7 protein-coding genes and 2 pseudogenes are annotated in these 11,138 nt (G+C 72.7%); 5 read left to right on the forward strand and 4 right to left on the reverse strand.

All coding sequences use genetic code 11. The features are described 5' to 3' along the window. Positions 1 to 259 precede the first annotated feature (259 nt). Positions 260 to 892: a DUF305 domain-containing protein gene (locus IF06_RS0118435; RefSeq protein ID WP_030272465.1), complete on the reverse strand. Its 633-nt coding sequence runs from the start codon at positions 890 to 892 to the stop codon at positions 260 to 262. Further along, a complete protein-coding gene (locus tag IF06_RS0118440) occupies positions 877 to 1,626 on the reverse strand; it encodes a lytic polysaccharide monooxygenase (RefSeq protein WP_030272467.1) in 750 nt (249 codons plus the stop codon). Before IF06_RS0118440 ends, IF06_RS0118435 begins: the two co-directional genes overlap by 16 nt. A gap of 241 nt (positions 1,627 to 1,867) precedes the next feature. Here IF06_RS0118440 and IF06_RS0118445 point away from each other — a divergent pair, with 241 nt between their 5' ends. Next, positions 1,868 to 3,925, forward strand: a complete 2,058-nt coding sequence (locus IF06_RS0118445) for a cellulose binding domain-containing protein (RefSeq protein WP_030272469.1) — start codon at positions 1,868 to 1,870, stop codon at positions 3,923 to 3,925. A gap of 7 nt (positions 3,926 to 3,932) precedes the next feature. Here the strand turns inward: IF06_RS0118445 and IF06_RS0118450 are convergent, their stop codons facing one another. Together IF06_RS0118450 and IF06_RS0118455 are read right to left on the reverse strand one after the other, a co-directional pair. Continuing rightward, entirely contained in the window at positions 3,933 to 4,775 is an 843-nt protein-coding gene (locus IF06_RS0118450; protein ID WP_030272471.1) for a phosphatase PAP2 family protein, read from the reverse strand. A 74-nt stretch (positions 4,776 to 4,849) separates the two neighbouring features. Beyond that, a complete protein-coding gene (locus IF06_RS0118455; RefSeq protein ID WP_013286163.1) occupies positions 4,850 to 6,490 on the reverse strand; it encodes an MDR family MFS transporter in 1,641 nt (546 codons plus the stop codon). Positions 6,491 to 6,611: 121 nt separating this feature from the next. Between IF06_RS0118455 and IF06_RS0118460 the strand changes: the two genes are divergently transcribed. The 4 genes and pseudogenes from IF06_RS0118460 to IF06_RS32205 form a co-directional block, all read left to right on the forward strand. Next, positions 6,612 to 7,202, forward strand: coding sequence for a TetR/AcrR family transcriptional regulator (locus tag IF06_RS0118460; RefSeq protein WP_030272473.1), 591 nt, complete (start codon positions 6,612 to 6,614; stop codon positions 7,200 to 7,202). A gap of 80 nt (positions 7,203 to 7,282) precedes the next feature. After that, positions 7,283 to 8,613, forward strand: a pseudogene (locus IF06_RS34880) (low temperature requirement protein A). Positions 8,614 to 8,634: 21 nt separating this feature from the next. Then, on the forward strand, positions 8,635 to 9,699 hold the full coding sequence (locus IF06_RS0118470) for an SRPBCC domain-containing protein (protein WP_030272475.1): 1,065 nt from the start codon (positions 8,635 to 8,637) through the stop codon (positions 9,697 to 9,699). 289 nt (positions 9,700 to 9,988) lie between these two features. Next, positions 9,989 to 11,138: pseudogene (locus IF06_RS32205) on the forward strand (non-reducing end alpha-L-arabinofuranosidase family hydrolase); the annotation flags it as partial.

Raw genomic sequence — 11,138 nt, forward strand, 5'->3', positions numbered from 1 at the left:
GGGCGGAACGCGCGGCGGGGCGGCGTCCGGGCGACAGCGTAGCCATGACCTGGGACGAGGCGCGGCCGGTTTTGCCGACGGGAGAACCGCGGCGGCACGCGAACCGGCCGCGCCGCCGGCGCCGATCTGCTCCGCCGGCTCGCGGAAAGGGCTGGTGCGCGCCGATTCGCCGCTCTTGTCGAGCCGGTCACCGGCGGCGACGACCGTGACGAAGGTCATGCCCCGTCCGGGCAGCTCCGGCGCTTCGGCACGCCGCCGATCAGCCCAGGCCGGCCATCAGGTCGACCTCGGCCGTACGCGAACGGTCGATGCGGCGGGCGAGGTCGCGTACCCGCTCGCTGGTCCCGGCGGCGACCTGGGCACGGGCCAGGTCGGCCGCGGTGCGCTGGTGCCGGCTGAGCACGTCGAGCAGCACCCGGTCGGCGTCGGCGGGCGCGGCGGCGCGCAGGCGGGCCAGTCCGGCGGCGGCCTCGCTGTGCCCGGAGTGGTCGTGCCGGGCGGCCGCGGCGGCGGCCGACGGGCCGGCCTCGCGCAGCCAGCCACGCATGGTGGCCAGTTCGTCGGTCTCGGTGGCCCGGACGGCGGCGATCAGCGTGCGGATCCGCGGGTCGGTGGCTCGGTCGAGGCCGAGCCGGACGATCTCCAGCGTCTGCTCGGTGTGCGCCACCATCATGGCCAGGAACAGCGCGTCGATCCCGCTGACAGTGGCGTCCGCGCCGGCCGGGACCGAGGTCGTGGCGGACGGGACCGGCGGGGACGGATCGGCGGCCGGTGGGCCGCCGCACCCGGGCAGGGCCAGCGCCACGCCGAGCAGGGCCGCGGCGGACGCGCGGCGGAGCCGGGGACCGGCCGGCTCCACCGCGCGGGTACGCGGGCTCAGATCTGCTGCCACAGCGCCGGTACGTTCGGCGGTTCCCAGCCGGCGATGGCGGTGTGCGCCTGGCGGCAGCGGTAGCTACGGCCGTCGTAGGTGACCGTGTCACCGACCTGGTACGCCCGCCCGGCGGTCCACGTGCCGCCCGGTGCCGGGGTGCTGGTCCGGGTGGGCGTGGGCGAGGGCGCGGGCGTGGTGGGCGCCGCGGTCGGGGTGGGCGGCGGGGTCGGGTTGCCGCCTCCGCCGCCGATCTGGAGGTCGACGCAGGAGTAGAACGCGTTGGCGGTGTCGGAGATGTTCCAGATGGCGAGCAGCTTCTGCCGGCCGGAGAAGCCGCCGAGGTTGACGGTGTGCGACACGGTCGCGCCGGGCTGGCGGCCGCCGCCGTCGACCACGGCGACCCGGGTGCCGCCGATCCAGTACTCCCAGTTGGCGGTGGCGTGCCGGGCGGTGTTGACCCAGGTGAACGTGACGGTGCTGCCGACCGATGTGGCCGGCCAGTTGCGGCTGTCGTCGTTGAGCACCGCGAACTGGGCGATGCCGGCGTGGCAGCTGCGCAGGCCCTTGGGGCCCTCGACGCTCTGCGGCTCGTACTTGATCTGACCGCAGTCGGGCACCCGGTTCTGCGCGCAGAGCGCCTGCCGGCTGGGCGGCGAGGAGACGTAGCCGTGGGCCTGCGCGGGCGCGGCGAGCGCCAGCGTCCCGGTGAGGGCACCGGCGGTGAGCAGCGGGAGGGTGATTCTTCGGCGCATGGTGGCAACTCCTTCGGGGGGAACGGAAGGTGCCCCGAACATAAATTAAACATTGTTAACAGTAAAGACTCCTGTCTATAAATTAAGCCCTGCACTCCCCCGCGCCGGGCGTATGATCCTCATCGATGGCTCGCCGCGCGGAGCCGATCGTCGTTCGTGGGCACCCGTCGCCGTCACGGCTCCGGGAGGACGACGCAGACCGGGCATCGCCTCGTCGTCCCACTCCGAAGGACACCCCCGCATGAGGAGAACCACCGCGTTCGCGGCCAGCCTGCTGCTGCTCGCCACCGCGCTCAGCACCGTCGGCGGGCCGGTCGCCGCCGCCGACCCCACCGACCCGGTCACCGTCACCGTCAACACCCGCGCCGGGCTGGCCACCGTCCCGGCCACCGCGCTCGGCGTCAACCACGCCATCTGGGACTCGCAGCTCGGCAGCGCCGAGACGTCCGACCTGCTCAAGGCCGCGGGCGTGAAGATGCTGCGCTACCCCGGCGGCTCGTACGCCGACATCTACCACTGGGAGACGCACACCGCGCCCGGCGGCTACGTCGCACCGAACACCGACTTCGACACGTTCATGGCCGGCGCCCGCCGCGTCGGTGCCGAGCCGATGATCATCGCGAACTACGGCACCGGCACGCCCGCCGAGGCGGCGGCGTGGGTCCGCTACGCCAACGTCACCAAGGGCTACGGCGCCAAGTGGTGGACCGTCGGCAACGAGAACTACGGCAACGGCCACTACGGCTCGGCCTGGGAGGCCGACGACCACCCGGACAAGAGCGCCTCCCAGTACGCGCGGCTGGTGGTCGAGTACGCCGACGCGATGAAGGCGGTCGACCCGAGCATCAAGGTCGGCGCGGTGCTCACCATGCCCGGCAACTGGCCGGACGGCATCACCGCCGGATCGGATCCGGGGCCGTGGAACCAGACCGTGCTGTCCATCGCCGGCCCGAAGATCGACTTCGTGGACGTGCACTGGTACCCGGGCGGCAGCGCCGCCGACTCACTGGCCCGCACCAACCACCTGCCCGACGCGGCCTGGCTGCTGCGCCAGCAGATCGCCCGGTACGCCGGCCCCGGCGCGGACCGGATCGGGATCAGCTTCACCGAGCTGAACGTGGACGCCGGCCGCACCACCGCGCCGGGCGCGCTGTTCCTGGCCGACGCCTACAGCGGCCTGCTGGAGCAGGGCGTGTTCACGGTGCAGTGGTGGAACGTGCACAACGGCATCGGCACCGTCTCCGAGGTGGCCGGGCAGACCGACTACGGCGACTTCGGGCTGCTCTCCAGCGGCAACTGCACCAGCGACGGCGAGGTGTGCCAGCCGGCGTTCAACACCCCGTTCGCGCCGTACCACGCGTTGTCCATGATGAACCTGTTCGTCCGGCCCGGTGACCAGCTCGTCCGCGCCGGGACCGACCAGCCGCTGGTCGCCGCGCACGCGGTCCGCCGGCCGGACGGCAGCGTCGCGGTCCTGCTGCTCAACAAGGACCCGGACAACGCGTACCCGGTGGCGCTCGACTACGCCGGGTTCACCCCGGCCGACGAGGCACCGACCGTGCACACGTTCACCAACGGCGCGACCGGGATCAGCACCGGCCGCTCCGGCAGCGCGGCCGCGCGGACGCTGCCGCCGTACTCGCTGACCACGCTCGTGCTGCGACCGGCCGGCAGCTCGGCCGGGCGGCCCGGCGCCCCGGGCCGGCCGACGGCGAGCACGGTGACCGACCGCGCGGCGACCATCTCCTGGCCGGCGGCCACGCCCGGAGGATCCCCGATCGCCAAGTACGAGGTGCACCGCCAGTACGGCGCGGTGAGCGAGCAGCTCGGCGAGACCGCCGGCACCTCGCTCACAGTGGGCAACCTCGAACCGGGCGCCCGCTACACGGTCAACGTGCTGGCCCGGGACACCGCCGGGCGGGTCTCGTGGTCGTCGCCGCCGCTGACGTTCGCCACCGGCAGCCCCGCCGAGAGCTCCTGCGCGGTGCGGTTCGACGACGACAACGACTGGGGCAACGGGTACGTGGCGAACGTCGAGGTCATCAACACGGGTGCGAAGGCCGTCGACGGCTGGACGCTCACCTGGACCTGGCCGACCGCCTGGCAGCAGGTGAGCAGCGGGTGGAGCGCCACCTGGGACCAGCAGGGCCGCGACGTCCGGGTGACGCCCACCGCCGACAACCGGCGGCTCGCCGCCGACGGCGGGAGCACGACTGTGGGCTTCGTCGGCGCGTACAGCGGACCGAACGTGCCGGTGGGTGCGTTCCGCCTCAACGGCACGGTCTGCACGCTGCGCTGAGCGGCGGTCAGCCCCGGCCGGGTGGCCGCAGCCGCACGTCGGCCGCCGCCGGGACCTTCGGGTTCCGGCGGCGGCCGGCCCGGCGCGGCGCCGGCACCACGTGCGGGCGCAGCGGTCCGGGCGGGAGCGTGGGCAGGTCCGGTGCGGGTGTCGGCAGCACGGCCAGGATCACCACGAGAAGCACCACCGCGACGACGCCGTCGAGCCAGTAGTGGTTGCCGGTGACCACCACCACGAGCGCGGTCACCAGCGGATGAAGCAGCCAGAGCCGGCGGCGGCGTCCGGTGGTGACCGCCATCAGCGCCACCGCGATCGCCAGCGCCCAGCCCACGTGCAGCGACGGCATGGCCGCGTACTGGTTGCTCAGCTGGTCGGTGTCGGGAGGTCCGTAGACGCTCGGCCCGAACCGGGTGCCGGTGTCGACCAGCCCGGTGAGCGCGGTCAGCCGTGGCGGCGCGAGCGGGACGCAGACGTGCAGCACCAGCGCGACCGCGGTGAGCGCTGCCAGGGCCCGCCGCAGCCGCACGTAGTGGGCCGGGCGGCGCAGCCAGAGCCAGACGAGGCAGAGCACTGTGGCCGGGAAGTGCACGTAGGCGTAGTAGGAGTTCGCCACCCGCACCAGCAGATCGTGCGCCAGCAGCGGTCCCTGCACGAGCGTCTCGTCGGGCAGGCGCAGCAGCCGCTCCAGCCGCCATACCCACTCGCCGTTGGCCAGGGCCACCTCGGCGTGCCCGGCCACCACCTGCCGGCCCGCCTTGTAGGCCAGGAAGAGCACAGCGACGAGCGCCAGCTCGCGCGCGGCCCGCTGCCATGCGGCGAGGCGGGCGGGCGCGGTCCGCGTGACGTCCACGGCTCCTCCTTCGGTTCGTCCCCGCATGGACCAGGGCCGCCGCCGGGGTCGGCGACGGCCCTGGGGGTACGGGCTCAGCGGCGGGCGCGTTCCTCCCGGCCGGCCGAGTCCACGCTCACCTCGTCGAAGGCGGGCGCGCCGTCGACGGCGTCCGCTCCCACCGCCACCGAACGGCCGGTGTCCGGCAGGTCGAGGCTGGAACGCAGGGTGACCGGGCGCAGCAGCAGCGCCGCAACGATACCCACCACCGCGATGGCGGCCGAGATCAGGAAGATGTGCCCCGTTGCGTCCCCGTACGCGGCCCGCACGATCTGCCGGACCGGCTCGGGCAGCGCGTCGAGGTTGAGCGTGCTGCCACCGCCCCCGCCGGAGGTGGGGATGCCGGCCGCGGCGAGGTCGTGTGTGATCCGGTCGCTGACCCGGCGGGCGAGCACCGCGCCGAGCACGGACACGCCGATGGTGCCGCCGAGCGAGCGGAAGAACGCGACGCTGGCGCTGGCCGCGCCGATGTCCTTGAGCGCGACGGTGTTCTGCACGGCGAGCACCAGGTTCTGCATGGTCATGCCGACGCCGACGCCGACGATGAACATCGCGAGGCCGACGAAGACCAGCGAGGTCTCGTGGTCGATGGTGCCGAGCATGGCGAACCCGATGACCAGCACGACCGCCCCGAACACGATGTACGGCTTGATCTTCCCGGTCGCGGTGATCATCCGGCCGGCCACGATCGAGGAGATCAGCACACCGGCCATCATCGGGATGGTGAGCAGGCCGGCCTCGGTCGGGCTGTAGCCGCGGCCGATCTGGAAGTACTGGCCGAGGAAGACCGCGCCGCCGAACATGGCCATGCCGACCGCGAGGCTGCCGAGGATCGCCAGGGCCGTGGTGCGCTCGCGGACGATGTGCAGCGGCACCACCGGCTCGGCAGCCCGCGCCTCCACCCAGACGGCGAGCGCGAGCAGCAGCACCGAGCCGCCGACCATGGCGCCGGTCTGCCAGGAGACCCAGGCGAAGGAGTCGTCGACGAACGAGATCCAGATCAGCAGCACGCTGACGCCGGCGGCGATGAGCGTCGCGCCCAGGTAGTCGATCTTGACGTTGTCCCGGCGCACGGTGGGCAGGTTCAGGGTGATCTGCAGCAGGAACAGCGCGGCGGCCGCGACCGGTACGCCGACGAAGAAGCACCAGCGCCAGCCGAGCCAGGAGGTGTCCACGATCAGGCCGCCCAGCAGCGGGCCGCCGACGGTGGCCAGCGCCATGACGCCGCCCAGGTAGCCGTTGTAGCGGCCCCGCTCACGCGGCGGGATCATGGCCGCGATGGCGACCTGCACGAGCGCCTGGAGGCCGCCGACGCCGATGCCCTGGAACGCGCGGGCGGCGATGAGCTGCCCGGCGCTCTGCGCGAAGCCGGCCGCGACGGACCCGACCAGGAACACCACGATGGCGATCTGGATCAGCAGCTTCTTGTTGAACAGGTCGGCCAGCTTGCCCCAGATCGGGGTGGTCGCGGTGGCGGTGAGCAGGGTGGCGGTGACCACCCAGGTGTACTGCGTCTGCGAGCCGTTGAGCGCGCCGATGATCTTCGGTAGGGCGGTCGAGACCACGGTGCTGCTCAGCATGGCCACGAAGAGCACCAGCAGCAGACCGCTGAGCGCCTCCAGCGTCTTCCGCTTGCTCATGGGGGCGGCCGCAGCCGTCGTGGTGGGTGCGCTCATGCGCGCGTCCTCCAGGTGTGTCGATACGGGGTGGCCGCTTCGTTGCCTCAAGCAATCAACACTAAACCTTGCCCGGCAGGCAAGTTTGCCCATTGAGAAATGGGTCACCTACGCTTGGCCCATGGAGGAGTGCACCGGGCTGCGGGAGCGGAAGAAGGCGGCCACCCGCCTGGCGCTGCACGAGGCGGCGCTGTCCCTCGCCGTCGAGCACGGCCCCGACCGGATCACCGTCGAGGCGATCGCCGACGCCGCGAACGTCTCCCGGCGGACGTTCTCCAACTACTTCGGCGGCAAGGAGGAGGCCCTCTTTCACGGCGACACGCTGCGGTTGCGACGGCTCCTCAGGCTCGTCGCGGACCAACCGGCGGAGCTGTCGCCGTGGGCCGCGCTGACCCGGGCCGCCCTGGTCCAGGCCGAGGACGGCTACGACGATCCGGCCGAGCCCTGGCTCAGCCGGCGCCGCCGGCTGCACGGCCACCCGAGCCTGGCCGCCCACCAAGTCGGCGCGTACGCGGCCCTGGAGCGGGAGATGGCCGCGGAGCTGGCCCGCCGGCTGACCGGACCGGACGCGGCGCTGCGGGCCCGGATCGTCGCCGCGACGTTCCTCGCGTCCCTGCGGATCGCCGCCCACGAGTGGCTGGAGCACCCGGGGCGGTCGTTGCGCGACGGGCTGCGCGACGTGCTCGCCCTGGCCGCCCCGGCGGCGGGCTGAGCGCGCGGCTTCCCCGTCGGACCGGTGGAATGGCCGGCGAAAGCGGCACCCGGCCTGACCTGGGCTGACACACTCGCCCGGTGGGTGGCGACCGGTGGCGCAAAGGGCTCGGGCCCGCGACCGGCGTCGCCCCCGCCACCCGGGTCGACCGGTTCGAGATCTTCTTCGACCTCGTCTTCGTGGTGTCCTTCTTCATCATCACGCGCGCCACCGCCGCGAACGTGACCCCGCGGCAACTGCTGCACGCGCTGCTGGTGCTCGCCGTGCTCTGGTGGTGCTGGGTGGTGCACAGCGCGGTCGCCGCCCGGCTGCGCCTCGGCGAGGGCTTCGTGCCGATCCTCATGGTGGTCGGCATGATCGCGCTGTTCACGTTCGCGCTCGCGCTGCCGCAGACCTTCGGCGACCTGGACAAGGGCAGCGCCGGCCCGATCCTGGTCACGATCAGCTACGTGGTGATCCGGTTCGTGCACACCGCCCTGTACTGGTACGCCACGCGCGACGACCCGCCGGCCCGGCGCAAGCTGCGGCTGTTCCTTCCGGAGGCGGTGATCTCGGCCGGCCTGCTGCTGGTGGCGGCGCTGCTGCCGCCGCGTGTGTCCCCGGAGGTCGGCCCGTGGCTGCGCGACGGGCTGTGGATCGCGGTGGTGGCCATCCAGTACAGCAGTGGCCTGCTGGCCGGCACCGACGGCTGGAAGATCACCTCGGCCGAGCACTGGACCGAGCGGTACGACCTCATCCTGATAACGCGCTCGGCGAGTCGGTCATCTCGGTCGGCGTCGGCGGCAACCTGCTCGGCCAGCCCGTGACCTGGCCGGCGATCCCGGCGGCGATCTTCGGCATCCTGTTCACCGCGGCGCTCTGGTGGGCGCACTTCGACATGATCGGCCCGGCCGCCCGGATCGCGCTGCACGCCGCCCACGGCCCCGCGCGGGTGGCGCTGGCCCGCGATGCGTACGCCTATCTCTACCTGCCCATGATCGCCGGGGTGATCCTGTTCGCGATCGGCGCCGAGGAACTGGTCCGCATCGTCACCGACCCGGCGGGCGGCCCGATGGAGCGCGGCCACGGGCCGGCCGTGCCGCTGCTCTTCGGTGGCGTGCTCCTCTACCTCGCCGCCAACATGGCGTTCCAGTGGCGCGCGCTGCGGACGCTGTCCTGGTCCCGGGTCGGCACCGTGGTGCTGCTCGCCGTGGCGCTGCCGGTCGGCCGGCACCTGCCGGCGCTCGGTGCGCTGGGTCTGCTCACCGCCATCTGCGTGGCACTGGTGGCGGTCGAGCTGGTGATCTTCGCCGATTCCCGGGTCGCGTTGCGCCGGCTGATACACGAGGAGAAGGCCAGCGCCGAGGAGAGCGAGGCCGCCTGGCGGGCTCGCTGGCGCGACGACGGCGACAGTGCCCCGCACCGACCTTGACACAGGCCCTAGAGTCTCCGCGTGATCGAGATCGTCACCGAGGTCGACCTGTTCCACCCGCCCGCCCGGACCTGGCGGGCGCTCACGGAACGCGCGCTGCTGGCCAAGTGGTTCGCCGACAGCGCGCCCGGGTCCGAGAGGTGGATCCTCGCCACCGCCGCGCTGCCCGGCTACGACGGCGACACCGAGGTGGAGACCGTCGAGCTGCGCGCGCCGGACCGGCTGGTGGTCCGCTGCCGGGAGACCGGCCGGGCCACCCGGCTCGCCTGCGACCTGACCCCCACCGCGCACGGCACCCGGCTGTCCGTGCGGGAGGTGCTCGAAGAGGGCGACTGGGACGCCGACGCCCGCGCCGAGCAGCACGAGCAGGCGGTCACCGGACGGCTGCCCGCGATCCTCGACTGGCTGGCGTTCCAGAACGTCGACCTGCGTCGCGCCGAGGGCGGCCTGACCGCCGAACTGCCTGTGGTCCGGCTGCTCGGCGACGAGAAGCGCCGCCCCGGGCGGCGCCGGGTGCTGCTGGCAGCCGGCACGGTGACGCTGATCGCCGCCGCGGCCGGGGCCACGGTGTGGGCCACCGCCGACGAGCCGCCCGCGCCGGCCGCGCCGACGCCCACGACCTCGCTGGTGATGCCGTCCAGCGCCACGCCGTCGGCCCGGCCCACGACCGCGCGGCCCACGCCCAGTGCCAGCCGCCGCAGCGCGTCGCCCTCGCCGACGCCGTCACCCACCCCCAGCCGTACGCCGAGCGCGACGCCCTCGACGGTGGCGGCGGCACCGCTGACCGCCACCTACGAGACGGTCACCGACCGGGTCTTCGGCTACCGGGGCGAGGTGGTGCTGCGCAATCCCGGCCCGTCACCGCGTCCGGGCTGGACGGTCACCGTGACGCTGCACGACGGCGCCACAGTGGGCAGCGTGAGCGGGGCCGAGGCCACCCAGGACGGCACCGTGGTCACGTTCACCGGTGGGGCGTTGCCGGGCGGCGAGTCAGCCACCATCCGGTTCGACGTCCGCGACCCGGACCCCCAGCACGACTCCCCCGCGGCGTGCACCGCCGACAACACCCCCTGCACCCCCGCCTGACCCCTCCCTCTCCCCCTCCCGTCCGCGCCCTTGAAGCGCGTCGATCATGAGGTTAGACCGCGGGTTTGTCCGCATTGAGGGCGGTCAACTTCATGATCGACTCAGGCTGACCCGGACGGACAGTGCGCAGGCGCGCGTGGATGGGCGCGGGGGCTGATTCGGTGGGTGCGGAAATGAGTTGTTGAGTGCGTGGGAGCGCTCCCGTAACATCCCTGACGCGGCTGTTAACGCTCACAACACAATCGCCACCGCCAATGCCAGAGCCGCTGCCCCCGCAGGAGGTCAATTCATGTCCAGATCCAGGTCAGTCAATGCCATATGGGCATCGGCCGGCGCCGCGCTGCTGGCGTCGGCGTCGGTCGCCGTAGCGCTGCCCGCCGGAGCCGCCGCCGCGGGCTGCTCGGTCAACTACGCGATCTCGTCGCAGTGGCAGGGCGGCTTCGGCGCCAACGTCACCATCACGAACCTGGGCGACCCGGTGTCGAGCTGGACGCTGACGTGGTCGTTCGGCGCCGGGCAGACGGTGACCCAGTCGTGGAACACCGAGCTGACCCAGAGCGGAGCCGCTGTGACCGCCCGCAACGTCAGCTACAACGGGTCGATCCCGACCAACGGCAACACGTCATTCGGCTTCAACGGCTCCTGGGGCAGCAGCAACCCGGTGCCGACCAGCTTCGCGCTCAACGGGGTGACCTGCACCGGCGGCACCACGCCGACGAGCGGCCCGACCGGCTCGCCCACCACGGCCCCACCGACCACGGCACCGCCGACCACTGCACCGCCCACGACCCCGCCGCCGGGCGGGACGTGCAACCTGCCGTCGTCGTACCGGTGGTCCTCGACCGGTGCTCTGGCGCAGCCGCGCTCGGGCTGGGTGTCGTTGAAGGACTTCACAGTCGTGCCCTACAACGGCCGGCACCTGGTCTACGCCACCACCCATGACACCGGAACGCGGTGGGGGTCGATGAACTTCGGGTTGTTCTCGAACTGGTCGGAGATGGCCTCCGCGTCGCAGAACGCGATGTCGTCGGGGACTGTGGCACCGACCCTGTTCTACTTCGCGCCGCGCAACATCTGGGTGCTGGCCTACCAGTGGGGACCGACCGCGTTCTCCTACCGCACCTCGAACGACCCGACGAACCCGAACGGGTGGTCGTCGGCGCAGCCGCTGTTCACCGGCAGCATCTCCGGTTCCGGCACCGGCCCGATCGACCAGACCCTGATCGCCGACGACCAGAACATGTACCTGTTCTTCGCCGGTGACAACGGCAAGATCTACCGCTCCAGCATGCCGCTACTTCCGCTCCTTCACCGCCACCAGCCTCAACGGATCCTGGACCCCGCAGGCCGCCACCGAGTCCAACCCGTTCGCCGGCAAGGCCAACAGCGGCGCCACCTGGACCAACGACATCAGCCACGGCGAACTCATCCGCACCACC

Origin of the sequence: Micromonospora globosa (assembly GCF_000717585.1) — a bacterium.
Classification (GTDB): domain Bacteria; phylum Actinomycetota; class Actinomycetes; order Mycobacteriales; family Micromonosporaceae; genus Micromonospora; species Micromonospora aurantiaca.

What these genes read in the sequence shown, in the direction of transcription:
- IF06_RS0118440 (WP_030272467.1), bottom strand. Translation starts at nt 1,626, where the DNA reads ATGCGCCGAAGAATCACCCTCCCGCTGCTCACCGCCGGTGCCCTCACC.
- IF06_RS0118445 (WP_030272469.1), top strand. Translation starts at nt 1,868, where the DNA reads ATGAGGAGAACCACCGCGTTCGCGGCCAGCCTGCTGCTGCTCGCCACC.
- IF06_RS0118455 (WP_013286163.1), bottom strand. Translation starts at nt 6,490, where the DNA reads ATGAGCGCACCCACCACGACGGCTGCGGCCGCCCCCATGAGCAAGCGG.
- IF06_RS0118460 (WP_030272473.1), top strand. Translation starts at nt 6,612, where the DNA reads ATGGAGGAGTGCACCGGGCTGCGGGAGCGGAAGAAGGCGGCCACCCGC.